The following is a 22,996-nucleotide window of genomic DNA, read 5'->3' as shown; positions in this document are numbered from 1 at the left end:
CGTGACGAGATTAAGCCCGCGAACTGAAATCAATGAACTTATTGGTGACTTGAATCACCTCTGGGCTGAGAGTCATCTCCAGCACACGTGACCCCCAACACAGGAGCGCCGACATGGCCGACACCGCCGTCACACCGCCTTCGAAACAATCCAAGAAGCGCGACCGCACCCACTGGCTCTACATCGGCGTCATCATCGCCGTACTCGGCGGCATCGCCGTCGGCCTCGTCGCCCCGGACACCGGATCTGACCTCGGCATCCTGGGCACCCTCTTCGTGAGTCTGATCAAGATGATGATCTCGCCGGTGATCTTCTGCACCATCGTGCTGGGCATCGGATCGGTCCGCAAAGCGGCATCGGTCGGCAAGGTCGGCGGCATGGCGCTGCTCTACTTCCTGGCCATGTCCACCGCGGCGCTGGCGATCGGCTTGGTGGTCGGCAACCTGATCAGCCCCGGAACCGGTCTGAACGTCGCAGCGGATCCCAGTGCGGGCGCTGAATTGGCAGAGAAGGCGCACGGAGCCGGCGGCACCATGGACTTCATCGCCGGAATCATCCCGACATCGCTGCTGAGTTCGCTGACCGAGGGCAGTGTGCTGCAAACGCTGTTCGTCGCGCTGCTGGTGGGTTTCGGTCTGCAGGCCATGGGCGACGTCGGCGAGCCGATCCTGCGCGCTATCGGTCTGATTCAGAAGCTGGTGTTCCGCATCCTGGCCGGCATCCTGTGGTTGGCGCCGATCGGTGCCTTCGGCGCCATCGCCAAGGTGGTTGGTGACACCGGTTTCGCCGCAGTGGTCCAGCTCGGTGTGCTGATGGGCGCGTTCTACCTGACCTGCGTGTTGTTCGTCTTCGGTGTGCTCGGCGGCCTGATGCGCATGGTGTCCGGCGTGTCGATCTTCAAACTGGTGCGCTACCTGGCCCGCGAGTACCTGCTGATCGTGGCCACGTCCTCGTCGGAGTCGGCGCTGCCGCGGCTGATTGCCAAGATGGAGCACGCCGGCGTGCAGCCCACCACCGTGGGGATCGTTGTGCCGACCGGCTACTCGTTCAATCTCGACGGCACCGCCATCTACCTGACCATGGCCTCGCTGTTCATCGCCGACGCGATGGGCAACCCGCTGTCGATCGCCGAGCAGCTGTCGCTGCTGGTGTTCATGATCGTCGCCTCCAAGGGCGCCGCCGGTGTCAGCGGCGCGGGTCTGGCCACCCTGGCCGGCGGCCTGCAGAGCCATCGCCCGGAGCTGCTCGACGGCATCGGCCTGATCGTCGGCATCGACCGCTTCATGTCCGAAGCCCGCGCCGTCACCAACTTCTCCGGCAACGCAGTGGCCACCATCCTCATCGGCACCTGGACCAAGACGTTGGACAAGGCGCGGATCAACGAGGTGCTCGACGGCAGGGCACCCTTCGACGAGCAGACCATGGTCGACGACCACCCGGCGCCTGCGGCCGACAAGAAGGAGCCCGTCGGGGTCTGACACCCTCCCCCTGACAGCCGAGCGCCGGCCCGAAATGGGCCGGCGCTCGGTCACTTTTTCGGCCAGTTTTTGCGTCTGCTCGGCATAGAGGACCTGCCCGATCGGGTAGGTATCGCACTGTCCGGTCGTGCCGACTTTCACTGCCAGGCGAGGGGGATCTGCCCGCAGCTGTTCCGTGGGTCACATCCGGTGCATGAGGCTGGTGTCCGACACCCGATTGCTGCATCGGAGAAAGGACGGGCCCCGCCCATGAAGGTCGAAGATCTGCTCAAGCCGTTCCCCATCAAGGAGTTCCACCCCTTCCCGCGCGCCATGATGGGTCCCGGCGCCCACGAGATGGTGGGCCCGGAAGCGCTCAAGATGGGCTTCAAGCGCACCCTGCTGATGAGCTCGGGCCTGCGCGGCACCGACATCGTGCACAACATGGCCGAATCCCTGAAATGGCATGGCCTCGAGGTCGTCGTCTATGACCAGGTTGAGTCCAACCCCAAGGACTACAACGTGATGGACTCGGTGAAGCTGTACCAGGAGAACGAGTGCGACAGCTTCATCTCCATCGGTGGCGGCTCCACCCACGACGCCTGTAAGGGCGCGCGCATCTCGGTGGCTCACGACGGTCGTAACGTCAACGACTTCGAGGGCTTCAACATGAGCGAGAACCCGAAGAACCCGCCGCACATCGCCATCTCCACCACCGCGGGCACCGGCTCGGAAACCTCGTGGGCCTACGTCATCACCGACACCACCACCGACCCGAACAACCCGCACAAGTACGTGGCCTTCGACGACGCCTGCGTGGCCACCCTGGCCGTCGACGATCCGGTGCTCTACTACGACTGCCCCACCGACTACACCGCACAGTGCGGATTCGACGTGCTGGCGCACGCCTCTGAGCCTTATGTCTCCCGGCTGAACTTCGAGCCGTCGCTGGGCAACGCCATCCGCGCCATCAAGCTGACCGCCGAGAACCTGCGTGAAGCCACCTGGAACGGCCAGGACCTGGCCGGCCGCCAGGGCATGATGTACGCGCAATACATTGCCGCACAGGCCTTCAACTCCGGCGGCCTGGGCATCATCCACTCCATTTCGCATGCGGTCTCGGCGTTCTACGACACCCACCACGGCCTCAACAACGCGATCGCCCTGCCGCGGGTGTGGGCGTTCAACATGCCGGTGGCCTACAAGCGCTTCGCCGACATCGCGCAGGCGATGGGCGTGGACACCTACGGCATGACCGACGTGCAGGCCGCCGACGCGGCGCTGGCTGCCGCGATCCGCCTGCTGCGCGATGTGAACATCATCGAGCGCTTCGTCGACGTCAAGCAGGACAGCTACTCGAAGAACCGCCTCGGCCAGGGCCCCACGGAGTTCTACAAGAACGCGCCGGTGATCAAAGGCGACAAGGCCGACGTCGACCGCATCACCAACCACGTCCTGGGCGACGCGTGCACCCCCGGCAACGCCAAGGAGTGCACCTTCGACCTGGTCCGCCCCGTCGTCGAGCACTGCATGAACGGCGACCTGGACGACCTGCTGTCCTGATGTTCGCTTCCGTAGAAGAGGTTCGTGAGACGCTCGCCGGCGAGGGGTACATCGCCGACGAGCGGCTCGCGACAACGATTTTCCTCACAACCCGCCTGGACAAGCCACTGCTGGTCGAAGGCCCGGCCGGCGTCGGCAAGACGGAACTGGCCAAGGTGCTGGCGGCTGCGACCGGCCGCCGGCTGCTTCGGTTGCAGTGTTACGAAGGCCAGGACGAGACCAAGGCGCTCTACGAGTGGGATTACGGCAAGCAACTGCTGTACACCCAGATCCTCAAGGAGAAGATCGGTCAGCTGGTCGCGGACGCGAGCACCTTGGACGAAGCGGTGGAGCGGATCGGCAAGCAGGAGAGCGTGTTCTTCTCCGACCGGTTCCTGGCACCGCGACCGCTGCTGGAGGCCGTGCGCTCCGAAGAGCCGGTGGTGCTGCTGATCGACGAGATCGACCGTGCCGATGAGGCGTTGGAAGCAGTCCTGCTGGAATTGCTTGGTGAGTATCAGGTTTCGGTGCCCGAAGTCGGGACGTTCACGGCCAGGCACGCCCCGTACGTGATCCTGACGTCGAACAACACCCGCGACCTGGCCGCCGCGTTGAAACGGCGTTGCCTGCATCTGTTCCTGGATTACCCTGCCGCGGAACGGGAACTGGAGATCGTCAGGTCCAAGGACACGGGCCTCTCCGAGTCGCTGGCCACCCAACTGGTGGACGTGGTGCGTGGATTGCGCGAACTCGACCTGCGCAAGTCGCCCAGCATCTCAGAGACCATCGACTGGGCCCGCACCCTGGCGGTTCTGGGTGTCGACGAACTCAACGCCAAAGTGCTGGCCGACACGGTGTCGGTGGTGGTCAAGTACGACAAGGACGTCCGCAAAGCACTGGATGCGCTGCCCAAGCTGGTGGACCCAAACGCGAAAGTGCCTGATTCGCTGCATCATCACCACAACGGACACTCGCACAGTCATGACCACGGCCACAACCATGACCACGGCCACGGTCACGACCATGGTCACGAACACGACCATCACGACGAGCCCGACGGCAAGGAGGTCCGAGAGGCCAAGGATCAGCCGGGACGGTTCAAAGACGGGTACTACGGCACCCCGAAGACCGCTTCGTTGGGTCGTCGAAGGCCGTTCTGATGGAAGCGACATTGCACCGGTTCGTCCGGCTCCTGCGGCTGGCGGGACTGCGCGTCTCGATTCCCGAGGCGCTGGACGCGATGCGATGCGCAGGGCAGCCCGGTGTGTTGACCTCCCGGGCTGTCCTGCGTACCGCATTGCGCGTCGCGTTGGTCAAAGACCACCGCGACGAACCGGTGTTCGACCAGATCTTCGACGCGTTCTTCTCATTGGTGCGCGTCGGCCCCGATGACGACGCCCACGGGCACTCACACGCCCACGACGATCTGGTCGATACCGGGGAACTGGAGTCGTTCACGCTGTCGGAGGAGCCCAGCGACAAGCCCCAGGAGGGGCACGAACACGGCAAACCGCACAGCATCCGGGAGTACTTCAAACAGGAGGACCTCGCCCAGCAGTACAACCTGCACCAGGAGGCCAACAAGATCGATCTGGCGGCGTTGACGGATCAGATCGTGTTCTCCAAGGACAAAGTGGGCGACGACGCGAACTCCTACCGCGTCGAACTGTCCGCCGATCGCCTGCACGGGGCGGGTCCCCCGGGAGATCTCGCATCAGGTGGCGGCACCAACGTCGACGCCGATCTCACCATCGCCGAACAGGATGCCCTGCTTGGCTGGCTGAACGAGATCGAGGACGCCGAGGGCGACGAATCCGACGCCGCAGCGCTCCGGCGTCGACTCACCGGGGTGCTGGAGAACCTTCCGCAAGCGCTCAAGCGTCACCTCGAGGCGCTGCTGGCGCTGGAGAACAAGATCATCGAAGAACGCGAGCAACGGGAAGCGAAAGTCGACCGGATCGCCGAGACCGAGCGCGCGGATCTGGAGGATTCCCTGCGCCGCCTCGCGCGCTCCCTGCACGGTGCGCTGACTCATCGCCGCAGGATCTCCGCCGCCGGCCGGGTGGACCCGGGCCAGACGATGCGACGCAACATGCGCTTCGACGGGGTGCCGTTCATGCCCGTGACCATCCGCCGGTCCGAGGATCGGCCGCGGCTGCTGGTGCTGGCCGACGTCAGCTTGTCGGTGCGGGCCACGTCGCGGTTCACCCTGAATCTGGTGCACGGCTTGCAGGACCTGTTCACCCAGGTTCGATCGTTCGCGTTCGTCGACCAGGTAGTGGAGACGACCGAGCTGTTCCGGGACTATCCGAGCGAGCGTGCGCTGGGGTTGATCTTCGGTGGTGATGTGCTCGATGTGGACGCGAACTCCGACTGCGGAGCGGTGTTCGGGGAGTTCGTCGCCGAGCACTCGTCGGCGTTGTCGCGGCGCACCACGGTGCTGGTGCTCGGCGACGGTCGCAACAACGGCAAGGATCCGAATCTGGCCGCGTTCGAGGAGATCACCCGCCGCGCCCGCGAGACCATCTGGCTGACCCCCGAGCCGCGGTACTCCTGGGGCCTGGGTGGCTGTGACCTGCCGCGATACGCAGAATATTGTGACCGAGTGCGTGTGGTGCGCGACCTGACCGGACTGGAGCACACCGCGGCCGAGTTCGCCGCGGAAGCAGTGGGCCGATGACCCGCTGGGGCCGTACTGTGGAACCGACAATGTTATCCGGGTCACACAGGCAGAGCGGGATGGTGGCGAGACTTCACACACGACGCAGCAGCGACACTCGTGTCCTCAAGTTCCACGCGCCCGAGATCGTCTTCGGGTGGACTCGATGGTGGAGGCCGCGCACGCCGCGCTCCGGCTCGGGGCGTTGCGCCCGATGCTGATCACTGACCCCGGTCTGATCGAAGCCGGCTGGGTGGACGAGATGCTGGAGCATCTGCGCGAGCAACACGTCGAGGCGCAGGTGTGGAGCGGGTTGACCCCCAACCCGAAGGACCACGAGATCGCCGCCGGCTACCAGATGTACGTCGAGCGTGGCTGTGACGTCCTGCTAGCCGTGGGGGGCGGCTCGGTGATCGACGCCGCCAAGGGAGTCGCGATCCTGGCGTCCAACGGCGGGCACATCCTCGACTACGAGGGCGTGGACAAGGCCCACGTCCCGATCCCGCCGCTGGTGGTGGTGCCGTCGACGTCAGGAACCGGCGCCGACGTCTCGCAGTTCTGCATCGTCACCGACACCACCCGCAACGTCAAGATCAGCATCCTGGGGCGCGCCCTGGTGCCCGATGTCACCGTGATCGACCCCAGACTGCTCACCACTATGCCCGAAAGCCTCAATGCGGCAACAGGTCTGGATGCACTGACGCACGGCATCGAGGCCTTTGTGTCGCTGGGGCACAACCAGCTGACCGATCATCACGCCCTGCGCGCTGTACAGATGGTGACCGAGAATCTGGTGGCCACCATCGAACGTCCCACCGACATGCCGCCCCGCGTGTTGATGGCCCAGGCCGCACTGGAGGCTGGGCTGGCGTTCACCAACGCGATCCTGGGCGCCACCCACGCCATGAGTCACCAGGTGGGTGGCCTGCTGGATCTGCCGCATGGTGTCATCAACGGGGTGCTACTACCGCACGTGATCCGGTTCAACGCCGAGGCCGACCCGGAACCGTACGCTGTGATCGCCTGTGCGCTAGGGGTTTCCGACCCCGGGATGCCTGCGCGGGAGGCGGCTGAAGCGTTGGCCGAGCGGATCGACCTCCTGGCCGCCGAGGTGGGTGTGCCGCGCGGGCTGGCTCAGCTCGGTGTCAGTGACACCGATGTGCCGATCCTGTCCAAGAACGCGCTGCACGACGCCTGTATGACCACCAACCCGCGCCCGGCTGACGAGCAGCAGATGCAGGCGCTGTTCCGGGCGGCCATGTGAGTGCCATGCCGGACCGCGTCACCGCCACTGAACTGGAGCGGCTGACCGGACTGCGTTCGGGAAAAGGATCGTTCTACAGCGAATTCCGCTCTACTGCAATGCGATTGGACCGAGTGGTGGCGGCGCTGGACACGATCTCGCGGGCGCTGGTGCAGACGGTGCACGGGTCGGAGAACCTGGTGCGTGCCGTCGCCGAAGCGGCCCGGGTGCACCTGGACGCCGAGTGGGTGGTGCTGGCGTTGGCCGACGGCGCCTTGCCGGATGCACATCCGCGGCATCTGATCCTGGACTCCGCGGGGCGCGCGTATGCGTTCGAAGGACTCTTCGACGCCCACGATCCCGGACCGCACCTGCCGGACGCCGTGCTGAACCGGCTCAACGACATCCTGCGTGGCCAGTTGGCGCCGTTCCGGCTTCCGGTGATCGAGCGCCACCACGCGCACGTCCCGATCGAACTCGACGGCGAGGTGATGGGTGCCTTCGCCGCGTGGACGGCGCCGCCGCGCACCCTGGATGCCACCGACGCCGCGGTGATGCGCATCCTGGCAAGCCAGACCGCGGTGGCTCTGCAGAATTCGTCACTGTTCTCCAAATCGGTCAACCTTCTGACCGAATCGGAGGCACGTAATGCCGAATTGCTGGCCACCCAGCGAGAACTCGGCGCGGTGCAACGGCACCAGGTGCTCGACGACGAACGTCACCGCATCGCCCGCGAACTGCACGACAGTGTGGCTCAGACCGTGCTGTCGGCAGGCATGCTGATCGAGGTGTGCCGCAGTGAGGTGGATGCCCCGGAGATCGCGAGCCGGCTTGATCTGGCCAAGGATCTGACTCGCTCGGCCACCGAGCAGCTGCGATCGGCCATCTACGCGTTGAACCATCCGGGGGAGGCTGATCGCTCCAGCCTGACCGAGATGCTGGGGCAGTTGGCGACGGTGCACATGCCCGAGGATCTGCGAGTGCAGCTGCGGGTATCTGGCAAGCCGGTGGAACTGCCCAGCGACGTCGAACATGCCCTGTTGAGGATCGCGGGGGAGGCGTTGTTCAATACCGCCATGCACGGCAGCGCCACCCGGGCCATTCTGGGGGTGACCTATGGCGAATCCGCGGTCACCTTGTCTATCTCCGATGACGGCATCGGTGACCCGGACCGGTTGCGGCTGATGTTGAGCATGGCCGAGGCTGCCGATGTCGACGGCCATCACCGTGGGTTGGCGAACATGCGGGCCCGGGCCCGCGAGCATGGTGGCACCTTCGAGGTGTACCGCTCCCGCATCGGCGGGGTGCGGGTGACGGCCAGGATTCCCCGGCCCATCGCAGGAGGAGTTCTCGCATGACAGTGACGACGAAGACCATCCGGCTGGTGCTGGTGGACGATCACGCCATTCTGCGACAGGGGCTGCGTTCGATTCTGGAACGTGAACCCGATCTGCAGGTGGTGGGTGAGGCGGCATCGGAGGCAGAGGCCGAGGCGGTGGTGGCCAGCATGCGCCCCGACGTGGTGCTGCTGGATCTGAAACTGTCGGCGGGTTCGGACTTCGAGGGATTGTCGTTGTGCGGCAAGCTGTCCGGCGCCCATCCTGAGTGCGGACTGCTGGTGTTGACGACGTTCCTGGACGAGAGTCTGGTGATGCGTGCCGTGCATGCCGGTGCCAAAGGCTATGTGGTCAAGGATGTCGATACGACGGAACTGGTGCGAGCCATCCGCGCCATCTCGATGGGGGAGAGTGCTTTTGACTCGCGCAGCGCCGCGGCGGTGGTGCGGTCGCTGTCCGGGCGGGCCGAGCCGCAGCAGCAGCTCACCGACCGCGAGGTCGAAGTGCTGAGACTGTTGGCCAGCGGGCTGTCGAACAGCAAGATCGGTGAAACGCTTTTCATCTCGGCCACCACAGCCAAGTTCCATGTCAGCAACATCATGCGCAAGCTCGAAGTCAGCCGTCGCGCCGAGGCGGTGTATGCAGCCAGCAAGCGCGGCCTGATATGAGGCTGCCTGGCGGGGCCGCTCAGAGATCGAGAGTGAGCCAGCCGCCATGGAATTCGTCGACCGTGGCGGTCAGGCCGGGATGTTCGGCGCACAGTCTGGTGCCCAGCTGCTGAAGCCGGGCCGACGAGAAGCGTTGGATGTGCCCGTAACACTCTTGCGGGTGCTCTTCGAACGGTACTGCCACCACCACCCGACGTCGGGCCAACCGTAGCGCCTCGGACAGTACGGCGCCGATGGTGCCGTCATCCAGGTGCTCCAAGAGATGCAGAGCCGTGACCGTGTCTGCGCTGTGGTCCGGCAGCGGCACCCCGGCAGCGTTGCAGACCGCGGTCCGCAATGGTCGGCGCAAGGCCCGGCTCGCCAGGTCCAGCAGTCGCATGGTGGGGGCGCTGAGGTCGGTAGCTGTCACCTCGAAACCGTGATGTGCCAACCGCAATGGGAAGAAGCCGAAGCAGGACCCGAGGTCGACGACCTGAGTGCCGGTGAGGAGTTCCTCGGCGCGCTGGTGCACCGGGGCGAACGCGGTGTCACCGGACTCCAACCGGGCCAGAGAGTTTCGGTAGAACCGTAGCCAAGCGGGGGCGCCGCCGTCGACTGTGGAGCGCACCACGCCGGTGAACACCAACTCGAACTCGTCCTGCCCGAGCAATGCGCCGGAGGAGACCAGGTCGTCGGCCAGCAGAACGGCCAACTCGTCGGACAGTTCGTCGGGGGTGACGTCGTGTTCCACCGTCAGGGCGGTGCCATCGCGGTGTGTACAGAATCGAGGGGTGCACACGCCGTGACCGTGATGATCACTGCTGGTCCGGCGGCGCACCCGGACACCGTGGCCGCTCCATTGTCCGCGGGGTGCGGGCGCCAATGGATCGAGCAGGATAGCCATGTTGGACAACGCTATTGAGCGCACCGATCGCGCCGCGATCCCCGAAAGGGCACAATCCGGCGCCGCCCGGAGGGGTGGGTGACTACCCGAATGGCCAGTGCCTCAATGGCACTCGGTGCCATAATCTCGGTGCAGTTGTAGAGGAGAATACGATGACCTGGTTCGAAACCGTTGCCGACGCTCAACGCCGCGCCAAGAAGCGCCTGCCTCCGAGCGTATATGCGGCCCTGCTCGCCGGTTCCGAGAAGGGCATCACCGTCTCCGACAACCTCGACGCCTTCGGTGAGCTCGGATTCGCGCCGCACGTTGCCGGGCTGTCATCCAAGCGTGACCTGGCGACCACCGTGATGGGACAATCGATTTCACTGCCTGTGTTCATCTCGCCGACGGGTGTGCAGGCCGTGCACCCCGACGGTGAAGTTGCCGTGGCCAGGGCCGCCGCGGCGCGCGGCACCGCAATCGGTCTGTCGTCGTTCGCATCCAAACCGGTCGAAGAGGTTGCGGCGGCCAATCCGCAGACGTTCTTTCAGATGTACTGGACCGGCAGCCGGGACAAGCTGGTCGCCAGGATGGAACGCGCCCGCGCTGCGGGCGCCGTCGGCCTGATCATCACCACCGACTGGTCGTTCTCCAACGGACGTGACTGGGGCAGCCCGAAGATCCCCGAGAAGATGGATCTGCGGGCCATGGCACGGTTCGCCCCAGAAGGGCTGCGACGGCCGCGCTGGCTCCTCGACTTCGCCAAGACCGGCAAGGTGCCCGACCTCACCGCGCCCAACCTCGCCGACGGTGGTCCTGCCCCGACCTTCTTCGGTGCCTACGGCGAGTGGATGGGTACTCCGCTGCCCACCTGGGAGGACATCGCCTGGCTTCGCCAGCAGTGGGGCGGGCCTTTCATGCTCAAGGGTGTGATGCGTGTCGACGACGCCAAACGAGCAGTCGACGCGGGCGTTTCGGCCATCTCGGTGTCCAACCACGGCGGCAACAACCTGGATGGAACCCCGGCGCCCATCAGGGCGCTACCGGCCATCTCCGAGGCTGTCGGCAGCGACGTCGAGATCGTGCTGGACGGCGGCATCCGGCGAGGCAGTGACGTGGTGAAGGCGCTGGCACTGGGCGCCCGCGCGGTGATGATCGGTCGGGCCTACCTGTGGGGCCTGGCCGCCGGCGGGCAGGCCGGCGTCGAGAACGTCCTCGACATCCTGCGCGGCGGTATCGATTCCGCACTGCTTGGCCTCGGGCTGTCCTCGGTACAGGAGCTCGAACCGGCCAGCGTCCTGATGCCCGACGGTTTTCGGCGCGACCTGGGACTCTGAGCTCCGCCAGGAGGATACTGGCTCCCATGCTGATCGACCTCAGCCATCGCATGGTGCCCGGCCTCCAGGTGTATCCGGGCGATCCGGAGGTGACGTTCACGTCCGCGGCCACCGTGGCCGCCGACGGGTTTGCCGTGACCGCACTGGGGTTGGGCTCACACAGCGGAACCCACGTGGATGCGCCCTCGCACTTCGTCGACGGCGCAGCCACTCTCGACGGGCTCGACCTGTCCCGGTTTCACGGGCAGGCGCGAATGGTGTCGGTGCCCGAACCACCTGCCGGCGCGACGATCGATGACCTTGATCTCGACGGTGTCGACGGCCGGACGATCGTGGTGATCGCAACCGGTTGGTCCCGTCACTTCGGTACTCCGCGTTATCTCAGTCACCCGCACCTGGCGCCGGCGGTGGCGCACCGGCTGCTCGAACTCGGGGTCACCGCGGTGGGCGTGGATCTGATGAGCCCCGACCCGACGGGCGGGTGCTCGACATCGCTGCCGTTCCACCAGGTCTTCCTGGGCGCGGGTGGGGTGATCTACGAGAACCTGACCAACCTGGCGGCGATTCCGAGTGCGGATTTCACGTTCTTCGGACTCCCGTTGCGGCTGGGCGCGTGCGACGGCTCGCCGGTACGCGCGGTGGCGTTGGCCGACGGATAGCTCGGTGTAAGCAGAACTGCGGCAATGGTGGTGGTTCCTGGGCCGGGAGGAACCGGTCGGCGATGAGTGCGCTGACCTTCCTCAGTTCTGCTGCGCCGAAAGCACTCTGGCCGCCTCGCGTACAGCGGCCACATTGGCCTTGCCCTGCCGCGAGCCGGCCAGCTTCGCTGCGATATGTGCGCCGACGGTGATCGGCTCGTACGCCAGCCCAGCGTCGGCGTCCAAGTATCCCGGTGCGGTGCTGATCACGGCGTCCACGTTGCCATCGTGGAAGAACGCCGCCGAACGCCTCCGCTTGATGGTGCCATCGACGATGGGTGGTTTCACCCGATGCAGTGTCGACATCCAGTAGTCGTTAGTGATCCGCGCGGTCAAGTCCCCCAGATTGACCAGCAGCGCACCGTCGATGGGTGCGACGTCGTGCCAGCGCTGGTCGGTCCCGAGCACCTGCAGGCCGGCCACCTGGTCGGCCCACAACACCGTGACGATGCCGAAGTCGGTGTGCTCACCCATACCGGTGAGATCACCGTCCAAGGTGACGGTGCCCTCCGGCAGGGCGTAGTTGTTCATCCGCAGCACGTCCACCGAATGGTCGGTGATCTTCTCGAAGTAACCGGGCTCGAGGTCCAGGGCCGCACAGAAGATATCGGTCAGCACCCGGGCCACCCGACCGGCCTCGGCGAAGTAGGCCGACACGGCGGACTCGAACGATGGCACCTCAGCAGGAAAAACGTTGATGCCGTAGTCGGCTTCGTCGAGTTCCAGACCGTCGAACGAACGAGCCTCGGCACCGATGTTGAACGCCTCGAAGAAGTCGTTCATCCGGGTGGCTGACTCGACACCCAAGGACAAACTGAGCGACTCACTCTTCGGTGGGCTGTAACCCCGGTTGGCGCCGGTGATCCGATAGCTGTTCTTCACCTCCACGTCCAACCCGAAGAACCCGTCCATGGCGGAGCCCAGTCCATTCAGTACGTCAGTGGGGATGCCGTGCCCCAAGATCTGCATGAAACCCACACGCGCACAGGCATCGTCGACTGCCTTGGCGACAGCCTCCGGATCGGACCCGTCCACCCACGGGGTGATGTTGATGGCCGGAACTTCGAAACTGGTCATGGATCGCTCCCTGTGGTGTGGTTCCAGGATGCAAGGCGCTGCCGCAACCGCGCCTTGTCGGTGTCGTCGAGCCAGCAGGCGTCGATGGCATTGGCGGTGAACTGGGTCAGGTCGGAGACCTCATACCCCAGTGCGTTTCCCACCGCGAAGTAGTCGTGTGACGGGTCGGTGCCGAACATCGGCGGATCGTCGGAGTCGATACAGACCTTCAGTCCGGCGTCCACCATCTGTCGGATCCTGCGATGGGAGCCATCACCGGAACCGCTGTAGCGTCCGATGTCGGAGCTCACGGGTGTACAGGTGAACGGGATCTGTTCCTGCACACAGCGCTGTGTGACACGCTCGTCGGTTACCACGTGATAGCCGTGATCGATTCGGCTGCAATGCAGTTCGTCGAGGATGGTGTCGATATGGGACGGCGGTCCGCTCTCGGAATGGGCGGTGCGGTGCAGGCCTGCCTGCTCGGCCAGCGCGTACGCGGGTGCAAACGGCGCCGGCGGCCCCAGGATCTCCTGATAGTCAAGGCCAATGCCCACCACTTCGTCGACGCGGTGGTCGATCACCTCCTGCACCAGCGACACAGCCTCGGCCACCGTGTGTTCCCGGTTGATCGCGACGATGATGCGACTTTCGATGCCGGTGTCGGCCTGTGCATCACGCATCCCGTCCAAGATCCCGGCCAAGGCGGTGGCGTACGGCAGCGGACTGGGCTGCGGGGTCACGAAGATTTCGCGGTACCAGACGTTGTGGTCGGAACCGAACACCGTCAGCGATTCGTAGGTGATCCGCCGGTAGTCGTCGCGGTGAAGCAACGACGCTCCGATCAGATCGTAGATCGACAGGAACTCCCCGAGGTCCTCGTAGGCGGCACTGTCGTAGACGGTGTCGGGTCCGGGGTCACCGGGCAGGGCGACGCCGCTGTGCGCAGCCATCTCCACGGCCGTCGCTGCAGGCACCGACCCCAGGAGGTGACAGTGCAAACTCACCTTCGGAATGGACTGGGCCACTGCGTGACTGATCATGGCACCGAGATGGCCGCGTAGCGCGATCGCAGGTAGTCGCCGGCGGTGACGGGTTGGTAGTCGTTGTCCCGGCCCAACGGCGGTGGGAAGGATTCGATGAGCTGCTCGAGGTTGGCCTCGAAGAAGAAGATCAGCGAGATCAGTTCTTCGTCGGGGGCGTCAGGGCTGGGCGGCAGCACCCGGTGCATGGTGGAGGTCCACCGGTCACCGGTCCAGCGGGCCATCAGGTCACCGATGTTGATGGTGTACGCGTCGGGAATGACAGGTGCGTCGATCCATTCGCCATCGCGGGTGCACACCTGCAGTCCGCCGTAGCCGGCTTCGCGGTCCAGGATGGTGATGGTCCCGAAGTCGGTGTGCGGAGCGATGCGGTACTGTCCCTCGGCGACGGGCCCGGTCCGATTGAGCGCGGGATAGCGGTTGATGTTGAACGAATGCGGCGACTCCATGCAGCGGTCGGTGAACCAGGTGGGCTCCAGGCCCGCGGCCGTGGCGAGCAGCTCCAGAAGATCTGCGGCGAGCTCACGCATGGTGTGGGCGTAGGTGACGCAGAGTTCCTGGAGCGCAGGAACTTCGATGGGCCAGACGTTGGGCATGTACCACTCGGCGTCGACGTCGGCGTCGCCGCTGTGGAACTCGTATCCGGAGACGAAGGTCTCCTTGAGGTCCGGGGGCAGCTCCTGGCCAGCCAGTAGATAGCCGTTGGCCTCCTTGCCCGGCGGAATCCAACCGCGACCACCGACGGTGGTGGCGTAGGGCTCCTTGGCGGCGCCGAGGCCGAAGAAGTCGCGCGCCGCATCGCGGATCCCGGCGCGTAACGCCGGGGCCACCCCGTGGCCGCTGACCATCAGGAATCCACTCTCGATCAGCGCCCGATCCACGGTGGCCGCCAACGCGGCCCGGTCGTCGGCCGAACCGGACCGCCACAACTCGAGGTCGACGAGAGGGATGCTGGGACTGCTCATGCGGATTCTCCTTTGGGTGCGAGGGTAGTCAGGATCAGGTAGGTGAGCGCGCCGACCAGAAGCCCGGCGAAGACGCTGAGGTCAGCGCCGCCGAGGGCTGCGGCCACCGGACCGACGAACAGTGTAGTGCTGATGCACAAAGCCGAGGCCACCATGCCGAGCACCTGCGCCGCGACGCCGGGTCGTGAAAAGCTCTGCAGCACAGCCTCGGACGCGCGAGGGTAACGGCCGCGTCGCAGTGCCAGATCGGCCAGGAAGACGCCGGCCCACGGTGCGAACCAGACAATCATGAACAGCAGGAAGTTGCTCACGAACTGATAGAAGCTGCCCGACAGCACTACCGCGGCACCCACGATTCCACACAGCACACCGTCGACCAGAACGGCCTGCCAACGTGAGATCCGCACGCCGAGCGCCTGCAGCGTGACGCCGGAGGAGTATAGGTCGACACCGTTGAGTGACACCATCTGCACGATCACCAGCACCAGGTAGATCACCACCAGCCACGTCGGGAACACCGTGGACAGACCCGACACGGGATCGCTTGCGTCAGGCATGGCGATCGCGATGACCGCCCCCAGTGTCATCAGCAGCATCTGTGGAATGCCACCGCCCAGTGCCACCGCCGCGACGATGCGCCACCGAGGTGTCGCGCTGGGCAGGTAGCGGGAGTAGTCGGCGGCCGTCGATGCCCACCCGAGGCCTGAACCGCTGGCGGCCAAGGCGATACCACCGAGGAACAGCGCCCACGAGCCGGGAGCACTGTCGGTCAACTGCACGTCGTCGGCCACCAGCGCGGCCATGACAAGGAAGATCAGTGCGAACGGAACAGCCAGCAGCCGAAGCACTTTGGTGATGGCCGCGTGGCCAAGCAACGGCAGCACAGCCTGCAGGATCGACAGTGCCACCACGATCGCCACCTGGCCGCCCGCGGACACCTCCACCCCGGCCATACCCAACAGGGCGTTGGTGGCCAGCACCATCACCACCAAGTCGAGCACCTCGAAGCCGAGCATCATGATCCAGTTGAAGAACGCGACCGGGCGCACACCGTGGCGTCCCAGCAACAACTGGGACACGCCGAACGTCGTGGTCCCGGCTGCGGGACCGGCGACGGACACCAGACCGGCGATGATCCAGGTCAGGTTCCCCAACACGATGGCCAGCAGGGCCTGCCACCAGTTCAGGCCCATGGTGACGAGCAATGAGCCGTAGACGACGGTGAGGACGTTGAGCACCAGTCCCGACCACATGGCACCGAGCTGCCACGGCTTGCCGTGACGTTCTGCCTCGGGGATGAACTCGACACCGCGGCGCTCGACGCGCAGGCCGTGCTGATTGCTGAGGCCTATCTGCTCATCAGGCGGATCCTGATCTATCGTGGTCATCGGCTGAATCCTGTCGTCGAGATGATGACGTCAACGTGGTGATAAGTGACGGCAATCAGAATTGCCTTTCGATATGTCAGAGTTATCAAAATGGTGTTGCGAGGACGTTAATGACCGCCTTGGATGAACAGGCTCTGGCGATCCGCACGGGCGGTGCGATCCGTGCGATACGCGAGAAGTCAGGTCTATCGATGCGTGAGGTCGCCAGCCGGGCTGGGATCAGCCAGCCGTTCCTCAGCCAGATCGAACGCGGACAGAGCATGCCGTCGATGATCACCGTGTACCGGCTGGCGGAGACCCTGGCCGTCACGCCCGGCGACCTGCTGCCCACCAGCACCGAATCGAAGGTGACCGTGGTGCGCAGCACGGAGGGCAGGATGCTGCCGGTGGCGGATCGCCCGGACGCGGCGCTGGGCCGGGTGCTGGTGTTCAGCCCGGATCAGCGCTTGCAGATCGTCGAGTACCGAATCGAGCGCGACCAGTACATCGGCGAATGGTTCCAGACGCCGGGCCTGCTGGCCATGTACATGATGTCCGGCCAACTCGACGTCGTCGTGGAGGGCGCCGGGACCTACCGGATCGCCACCGGGGACCTCATCACCCATCCCTCGCCGCTACGGCACCGGTGGCTGTTGGTGGACAATCAACCGGCCGATGCGCTGCTGGTCATCGTCGAATAGGTCAGCCCGAGGTGTCCCCGGACATCACAGCTGATTCTGCTGCGCTTTGTGTGCCGTCAGCAGAAACGCCGGGAGCTTCATCCGGCCCAACTCATCGCGGTCGAACGGCAGCTCCGGCACACCGGGGATGTTGGGCGCGTTGGCATGGATGAATGCCGGACGCACCTCATCGATGGCCCAGTACTTGCCGACGGCCTCACGCAGCTCGGCCTCGGTGACCTCGTTGGGCTTCTGCTCCAGGCCGGGCGGGAAGGCGCCGACGGCAAACACCAGGATGAAGTACGACGCGCCCGGCGCGGCTGCCGCGAACACCCGTTGCTGGTAGGCGTCGCGCGCATCTACTGGCAGCGAGTGGAACAACGTGCTGTCCACGATGGTGTCGAAGCGGCCGTCGAACCCGGTGAACGTGGTGATGTCGTCCTGCACGAACGTCGCACTGTCGAGTCCGCGTTCCTGCGCAGCCTTCTGCGCGGCGGCCACTGCGGTGGGGGTCAGTTCGATGCCGACCACGGTGTAACCCTGCGCGGCCAAGGTCAGTGACAGTTCGGCGTAGCCGCAGCCGGCGTCGAGCACGGTGCCACGGATCCTGCCGTCGGCGATGAGCGTCGCCAGTTCCGGCTGTGGCTCGCCGATGTTCCAGGGCGGCGGCCCTTCGAAACCGCTCTCACCTTTGTAGGCGCTGTCCCAGTCGATTCCAGAGGTGCTGTCGGGCATGCCACCACGCTACTCACGCCGGGCCGTCCCAGGTGTGCACAGGCTCATTGCTGTGCATGCGCTGACAGTAGAGCCGCAGCATCTCGGCCAGCGCCTGCGGTCGGGTCAACCCGCGCTCCTGCAAGGCCCGCACCGTCGCGACCTGCCACGTCGCACCTGTCTGACCCGTCTTGGCACGCCCTTCGATCACGCCGAGGAACCGTTCACGCACCTCGGTCGCCACGCCCCACCGCCGCAGGCCCTCATGTGCCATCGGCAGCAGCCGGCGCAGCACCAGCTCGTCGGGCGTCACCTGCCCAACGCCTGGCCAATACAGCCGGGCGTCCATCCCTTCGCGGGCCGCGGACTGGAAATTCGCCTCTGCCGCAGCGAAACTCAGCTTGGTCCAGATCGGCCGCTCCTCCTCCGACAGGGTGCGCAGCAGGCCGTAGTAGAAGGCGGAGTTGGCCAGCATGTCGACAACGGTGGGCCCGGCGGGCAGCACCCGGTTCTCCACCCGCAGGTGAGGCCGGCCATTCACCACGTCGTACACGGGGCGGTTCCAGCGGTACACGGTGCCGTTGTGCAGCCGCAGCTCCGAAAGCGTGGGCGTGCGCCCGGCCGCCAGCTCGGCGACCGGGTCCTCGTCGGACAGCTCCGGCAGCAGTGACGGGAAGTAGCGCACGTTCTCTTCGAACAGGTCGAAGATCGAGGTGATCCAGCGTTCGCCGAACCAGACCCGGGGCCGCACCCCTTGGGTTTTCAGTTCGTCGGGCCTGGTGTCGGTGGCCTGGGCGAACAGTTCGATGCGGGTCTCTGCCCACAACTGGTGGCCGAAGAAGAACGGTGAGTTGGCCCCCAGGGCCAGCTGTGGTCCGGCCAGCACCTGGGCGGCATTCCAGTTGTCGGCGAACTCGCCGGGGGAGACCTGCAGATGCAATTGCATGCTGGTGCAGGCGGATTCGGGAGCGATGGACGGCGACTGCAGACTCAGGGGTTCGGGTCCGGCGATGTCGATCATGATGTCCTCGCCGCGGGCGGTGAAGATCGAGTCGTTGAGCGCCTGGTACCGGGTGGACTCACTCATCCAGTCGGACGCCAGATGCTCGGGCATCAGCGTCGGCAGAATGCCGATCATCACGATGTGGGATCCGCTGGAATTGGCTTTGCTCTCAGCGGCATTCAAACTGGCACGGATATCGGTCTCGAGTTCGAGGCCGGAGGTGCCGGGAAGCGGGCGCGGCGGCACGTTGAATTCGATGTTGTAAGCGCCCAATTCGGTCTGATACGCAGGATCGGCGATGGAGGCCAGCACGTCGGAATTCGACATGTCCGGCTGATAGTCGCCGTCCACCAGGTTGCACTCGATCTCCATGCCGGTCAGCGGTCGGTCGAAATCGAAGCTGGCCTGCTGCAGCATGTCCTCGAACACGTCGAGGCACAGCTGCACCTTGCGCCGGTATTCCTGACGGTGCGCTCCGCTGAACTCGGTCTGCGTGACCTCTTCGCCCACGCCCCTGATGGTAGTGATTACAACTCGGACAGCGCCCGTGGTTTCAGCAGCCAGGTGGCGATGATGCTGATGAGTGCGGTGCCCACCAGATAGCCGCAGGCCAGCCACGGCGTCCCGCCCGTGGCGGCGATCAGTGCGGTCAGGATCATCGGCGTCAGACCCGAGGCGTACACACCTGACAGCTGGTACACCGTCGACAGGCCGGTGTAGCGAACCCGGGTGTCGAACAGGGACGCGTACAGCGTGCCCTGCGCGCCGTAGAACAACGCGTGGATGACGCCGAACACCAGCACCATGCCGATGGCATACGCGACCAAGCTGGCAGTGTTGAACAACGCGAACACCGGGAACACCGCGACGGCGTAGGCGGTGATGCCGATGCCGTAGATCAGTTTCGCGCCGTAGCGGTCCACCAACATGCCCGACACCGGCAGCAGCACGGCCATCAGCAGCGCCGACACCGTCACCACCACCAGCACCGGCACCTTGTCGAAGTGGAGTGTGGCCGTTGCGTAGGAGATGGCGAACACGCCCCAGGTGTTGAACGCCGCGCCCTCACCCCAGCGCGACAGCATGCCCAGCACGGTCGTCCTGAGCACCGGTGGGCGGAAGATCTCCTTGATGGGGACCTCGGAGCGACCCTCCTCGGCGCGGATCTTCTCGAAGGCCGGGGTTTCGTCGGCCTTCAGGCGTACCACCACGCCGAAGATCACCAGCACGATGCTGACCAGGAACGCGATCCGCCAGCCGTAAGCCAGGAACGCCTCGTCGGACATGGCGACTTGGAGGAAGGCGAACACGCCGGTGCCCAGCGCCAGACCGAGTGCCAAGCCGACCTGCGGAATGCTGCCGGAGAAGCCTTTTCGATGCGCCGGGCTGTGTTCGACGGCCAGCAGCACCGCCCCTGCCCATTCGCCGCCGAGCGCGAAGCCCTGCACTACACGCAGCAGCAACAACAGGATCGGAGCCAACACTCCGATCTGCGCGGCCGTCGGCAGGATGCCCATCAAAGCCGTCGCGCCGCCCATCAGGAACATCGTCAGCGCCAGCGTGCGCTTGCGGCCGATGCGGTCTCCGATGTGGCCGAACACGAATCCGCCGATGGGACGCACCACGAAGCCCACCGCAAACGTCGCGAAGGCCAGCATGGTCCCGACGAACGAGCTCTGGTCCGGGAAGAACGCCTGGTTGAACACCAGGCTGGCGGCGGTGGCGTAGAGGAAGAAGTCGTACCACTCGATGGTGGTGCCGACCAGGCTGGCCAACAGCGCGGTGCGCACCTTCTTGGGGTCGGTGGCTTGCGCGTGTGGCGGGTCGGCGACGGTCACGCTGCCCTATGTAGCCGCCCGCACAGTGGTTCACACCAGGGTTTCGCTCATCACGATTTGAACCGGCGCGCGACGACCACCTGTGGTGAGGTGAACCCGCGACGCAGGGTGACCTCGATGTTCGGGCCGGCAGCGGCGGCCAGCGCGCGCAGCGCCGACGGGCTGTAGCTGCGCATCGAACTGATCACACCGTCATGGGCGAAGGGGTGCAGAAGCGCGAACGGCACCATGGTGGCCAGCTGCAGCACGTGCAGGGGCGCCGGCGGTCGCGGCAGGTCGATGACCACCAGTTTGGTGGCCACCCTGGTGCCCTCGGCAAACACCTGCACCGCCTGCGTCGGCGTGAGGTGATGGAAGGACAGTGCGAACAGAGCCAAGTCGAAGGCGCCGTCGGCCGCGTCAATGGCCGTCGCATCCATCTGTCGCACGGTGGCCCGGGGGTCGGTGCCCAACCCGGCCATCCCGGCCACCCACTCGGGATTGATGTCGGTGACGGTCACAGAGGCTGTCGGGTGGTTCTCCAGCATCAGCTTCGACACCGCGCCGTGCCCGGCGCCCAGCTCGAGGATCCTCGGATCCGGAACGTCGGCGATCTCGGCCAGCGCGATCTCTGCGAATCGTCGATGATTGCCGAACACCCGTCCGCTCCAGTCCAGCGCACCAATGACTCTGCGCTTCACCGAGTCGTCGATGTCGTCGCGGTCGAGGTACTCCAGGCGGTCGGTCTCCAGCAGCCGATCCAGGCAGGACGCGTCCGGCCCGCCGCGGGGCATGTTCGCGATCTGCGCGGTTGGTGAATCCATGCAGTCCATCATGGACGGATGCCGGCTGAGCGCCGCAGCAATCGACATGCGGCCGGGATCGCGGTGCTGAGGCCCATATATTTTCCCGATCATCACGACGAAACCCGTCACTTACATCGAAGTAACGCTCGGCTCCTAGCGTGAGTTCATTCACAGCACGTTCACAGGCAGGTCCTGGGAGGGGAACACGTGACCGAACCACATGTCCACGCTTCATCGCCGGCAGCAGTGCGCGTCGACGATTTCGTGATCAAGGACGCTCACGGCAGTCTGCACAACGCGGAACTCGCGCCCACGCCGCCGTCGGAGCGGAAGTGGGGCTGGTTCGAGATCTTCAACGTGTGGACCAACGACGTGCAGAGTCTGGCCGGCTACACCCTGGCCGCCAGCCTGTTCATCACTGCCGGAATCAACGGGTGGTTTGTACTGGCCGCGATCATCCTGGCCGGCGCTCTGGTCATGGTGTTAGTCAACTGGTCCGGCCAGCCGAGTGTGAAATACGGTGTGCCGTACCCGGTGATCGCGCGGGCGTCGATGGGGGTGCGGGGCGGCATGTTTCCCGCCACCATCCGCGGCATCGTCGCCATCTTCTGGTACGGCGCGCAGACCTACTTCGCCTCGACGGCGGTGGCACTGGCCATCAATGCGATCCTCGGCGCAGCCCCGACGGGAACCCTGCTGGGGATGACGTGGGTGGATTGGGTGTCCTACACCGTGGTCGCGGGATTCCAGATCTTCCTGTTCATGCGAGGTCTCGACGGCATCGTCAAGTTCCTGAACTTCGCCGGACCCGCTGTGTACGTGGTGATGGTGTTGCTGTTGATCGCCATCTGGTGGCAGGCCGGAACAGGTCTGCTCAGCGGTGTCGGCGACTTGTTCGCGGGCGAGAAATCGGGCATGGCCGCAGTCAGCGCCTTCGTCGGCGTCGTGGGCACCATGATCGCCTACTTCGCGGCGGTCATCATCAACTTCGGTGACTTCGCCCGGTTCACCCGCAGCGACAAGGAGATGAAGCTCGGCAACTTCCTGGGACTGCCGGTGAGCCTGGCGTTCTTCACCTTTCTATCGCTGTTCATCACCGCGGGCGCCTACATCGTCTACCAGGACGGCCAGGGTGATCCGCTGACCAACCCCGCCGACATCGTGGGGCAGGTCGGCAACGTGTGGCTGAGCATCATCGCCGCGGTGACGTTCTTCATCGCCACCGTCGGCATCAACCTGGTGGCCAACTTCATCCCGCCGGTCTACGACATCGTGAACCTCAAGCCGGAGAAGCTGAACTTCCGGGTGGCCGGATTCATCACCGCAGCAGCCGGTTTCGTGATCGGCGCGCTGTGGGTTTCGGTGATCGGCAACGCCGGCCTGCCGAAGTTCGTCGACACTCTCGGTGCGGTGCTGGCCCCGTTGTACGGCGTGATGATCGCCGACTATTTCCTGATCCGGAAGCAGAAGCTGGAGACCCAGGACCTGTACTCGATGAATCCCGGTGGCGTCTACTACTTCACCAGAGGCTGGAATGTGCGGGCGCTGTGGGCGTTTGGCATCGCCGCTGTCTTCGCGGTGGCCGCGGTCTGGGTGCCCGCCCTGCATGCGCTGGCCGGCTTCGCCTGGGTGCTGGGTGCGCTGCTCGGTGCGGTGCTGCACTGGCTGGTGATGCGCACCCAGCCGGTCAAAAAGGCGATTTCGGCGTGATTCCCGTCGCTCAGCGACGGGAATCACGCCGA

The 22,996-nt window shown here is 65.4% G+C and carries 19 protein-coding genes and 1 pseudogene; 11 read left to right on the top strand and 9 right to left on the bottom strand.

Annotated elements, in window-relative coordinates; all coding sequences use genetic code 11:
* The first annotated feature begins 113 nt into the window (after window positions 1–113).
* The 7 genes and pseudogenes from BVC93_RS10215 to BVC93_RS10185 all read left to right on the top strand — a co-directional run bounded on the left by BVC93_RS10215 (window position 114) and on the right by BVC93_RS10185 (window position 8,906).
* A complete protein-coding gene (locus tag BVC93_RS10215; protein WP_083737068.1) occupies window positions 114–1,478 on the top strand; it encodes a cation:dicarboxylate symporter family transporter in 1,365 nt (454 codons plus the stop codon).
* A 249-nt stretch (window positions 1,479–1,727) separates the two neighbouring features.
* Window positions 1,728–3,020, top strand: a complete 1,293-nt coding sequence (gene mdo, locus BVC93_RS10210; protein ID WP_083737067.1) for an NDMA-dependent methanol dehydrogenase — start codon at window positions 1,728–1,730, stop codon at window positions 3,018–3,020.
* The gene (locus tag BVC93_RS10205) at window positions 3,020–4,159 is read left to right on the top strand and encodes an AAA family ATPase (RefSeq protein ID WP_083737066.1); all 1,140 of its coding nucleotides are present in this window, start codon (window positions 3,020–3,022) and stop codon (window positions 4,157–4,159) included. The genes mdo and BVC93_RS10205 overlap by 1 nt, the downstream gene beginning before the upstream one ends.
* Window positions 4,159–5,679 (top strand): VWA domain-containing protein, encoded by a 1,521-nt coding sequence (locus BVC93_RS10200; protein ID WP_083737065.1) that lies wholly within the window; start codon window positions 4,159–4,161, stop codon window positions 5,677–5,679. Before BVC93_RS10205 ends, BVC93_RS10200 begins: the two co-directional genes overlap by 1 nt.
* 59 nt (window positions 5,680–5,738) lie before the next feature.
* Window positions 5,739–6,922 (top strand): annotated as a pseudogene (locus tag BVC93_RS10195) (iron-containing alcohol dehydrogenase).
* A 5-nt stretch (window positions 6,923–6,927) separates the two neighbouring features.
* Window positions 6,928–8,259: a MadS family sensor histidine kinase gene (locus tag BVC93_RS10190; protein ID WP_083740945.1), complete on the top strand. Its 1,332-nt coding sequence runs from the start codon at window positions 6,928–6,930 to the stop codon at window positions 8,257–8,259.
* A complete protein-coding gene (locus BVC93_RS10185; RefSeq protein ID WP_083737064.1) occupies window positions 8,256–8,906 on the top strand; it encodes a MadR family response regulator transcription factor in 651 nt (216 codons plus the stop codon). The genes BVC93_RS10190 and BVC93_RS10185 overlap by 4 nt, the downstream gene beginning before the upstream one ends.
* Window positions 8,907–8,925: 19 nt before the next feature.
* Here BVC93_RS10185 and mftM read toward each other — a convergent pair whose 3' ends face one another.
* Window positions 8,926–9,789: a mycofactocin oligosaccharide methyltransferase MftM gene (gene mftM, locus BVC93_RS10180; RefSeq protein WP_083737063.1), complete on the bottom strand. Its 864-nt coding sequence runs from the start codon at window positions 9,787–9,789 to the stop codon at window positions 8,926–8,928.
* A 152-nt stretch (window positions 9,790–9,941) separates the two neighbouring features.
* Between mftM and mftD the strand changes: the two genes are divergently transcribed.
* Entirely contained in the window at window positions 9,942–11,105 is a 1,164-nt protein-coding gene (gene mftD / locus BVC93_RS10175; protein WP_083737062.1) for a pre-mycofactocin synthase MftD, read from the top strand.
* 26 nt (window positions 11,106–11,131) lie between these two features.
* Entirely contained in the window at window positions 11,132–11,764 is a 633-nt protein-coding gene (locus tag BVC93_RS10170; protein WP_083737061.1) for a cyclase family protein, read from the top strand.
* A gap of 81 nt (window positions 11,765–11,845) precedes the next feature.
* Here BVC93_RS10170 and BVC93_RS10165 read toward each other — a convergent pair whose 3' ends face one another.
* The 4 genes from BVC93_RS10165 to BVC93_RS10150 are packed head-to-tail and all read right to left on the bottom strand — an operon-like array spanning window position 11,846 to window position 16,255.
* The gene (locus tag BVC93_RS10165; RefSeq protein ID WP_083737060.1) at window positions 11,846–12,880 is read right to left on the bottom strand and encodes an isopenicillin N synthase family dioxygenase; all 1,035 of its coding nucleotides are present in this window, start codon (window positions 12,878–12,880) and stop codon (window positions 11,846–11,848) included.
* Window positions 12,877–13,902, bottom strand: a complete 1,026-nt coding sequence (gene add / locus BVC93_RS10160) for an adenosine deaminase (protein WP_083737059.1) — start codon at window positions 13,900–13,902, stop codon at window positions 12,877–12,879. The genes BVC93_RS10165 and add overlap by 4 nt, the downstream gene beginning before the upstream one ends.
* Window positions 13,899–14,867: an isopenicillin N synthase family dioxygenase gene (locus BVC93_RS10155; protein WP_083737058.1), complete on the bottom strand. Its 969-nt coding sequence runs from the start codon at window positions 14,865–14,867 to the stop codon at window positions 13,899–13,901. The genes add and BVC93_RS10155 overlap by 4 nt, the downstream gene beginning before the upstream one ends.
* Window positions 14,864–16,255: a purine-cytosine permease family protein gene (locus tag BVC93_RS10150; protein ID WP_083737057.1), complete on the bottom strand. Its 1,392-nt coding sequence runs from the start codon at window positions 16,253–16,255 to the stop codon at window positions 14,864–14,866. The genes BVC93_RS10155 and BVC93_RS10150 overlap by 4 nt, the downstream gene beginning before the upstream one ends.
* 191 nt (window positions 16,256–16,446) lie before the next feature.
* Here BVC93_RS10150 and BVC93_RS10145 point away from each other — a divergent pair, with 191 nt between their 5' ends.
* Window positions 16,447–16,935 (top strand): helix-turn-helix domain-containing protein, encoded by a 489-nt coding sequence (locus BVC93_RS10145; protein ID WP_236950312.1) that lies wholly within the window; start codon window positions 16,447–16,449, stop codon window positions 16,933–16,935.
* A 24-nt stretch (window positions 16,936–16,959) separates the two neighbouring features.
* Here the strand turns inward: BVC93_RS10145 and BVC93_RS10140 are convergent, their stop codons facing one another.
* The 4 genes from BVC93_RS10140 to BVC93_RS10125 are packed head-to-tail and all read right to left on the bottom strand — an operon-like array spanning window position 16,960 to window position 21,272.
* Entirely contained in the window at window positions 16,960–17,649 is a 690-nt protein-coding gene (locus BVC93_RS10140; protein ID WP_083737055.1) for a class I SAM-dependent methyltransferase, read from the bottom strand.
* Window positions 17,650–17,662: 13 nt separating this feature from the next.
* Entirely contained in the window at window positions 17,663–19,141 is a 1,479-nt protein-coding gene (locus BVC93_RS10135) for a glutamate--cysteine ligase (RefSeq protein WP_083737054.1), read from the bottom strand.
* A 17-nt stretch (window positions 19,142–19,158) separates the two neighbouring features.
* Window positions 19,159–20,469: an MFS transporter gene (locus BVC93_RS10130; protein ID WP_083737053.1), complete on the bottom strand. Its 1,311-nt coding sequence runs from the start codon at window positions 20,467–20,469 to the stop codon at window positions 19,159–19,161.
* Between the two features lie 50 nt (window positions 20,470–20,519).
* On the bottom strand, window positions 20,520–21,272 hold the full coding sequence (locus BVC93_RS10125; protein ID WP_442929039.1) for a class I SAM-dependent methyltransferase: 753 nt from the start codon (window positions 21,270–21,272) through the stop codon (window positions 20,520–20,522).
* A gap of 189 nt (window positions 21,273–21,461) precedes the next feature.
* Here BVC93_RS10125 and BVC93_RS10120 point away from each other — a divergent pair, with 189 nt between their 5' ends.
* Window positions 21,462–22,964, top strand: a complete 1,503-nt coding sequence (locus tag BVC93_RS10120; RefSeq protein ID WP_083737052.1) for an NCS1 family nucleobase:cation symporter-1 — start codon at window positions 21,462–21,464, stop codon at window positions 22,962–22,964.
* Window positions 22,965–22,996 lie beyond the last annotated feature (32 nt).

The sequence above is a fragment of the Mycobacterium sp. MS1601 genome (assembly GCF_001984215.1).
Classification (GTDB): domain Bacteria; phylum Actinomycetota; class Actinomycetes; order Mycobacteriales; family Mycobacteriaceae; genus Mycobacterium.
This window is presented reverse-complemented; position numbering and strand designations above follow the sequence as displayed.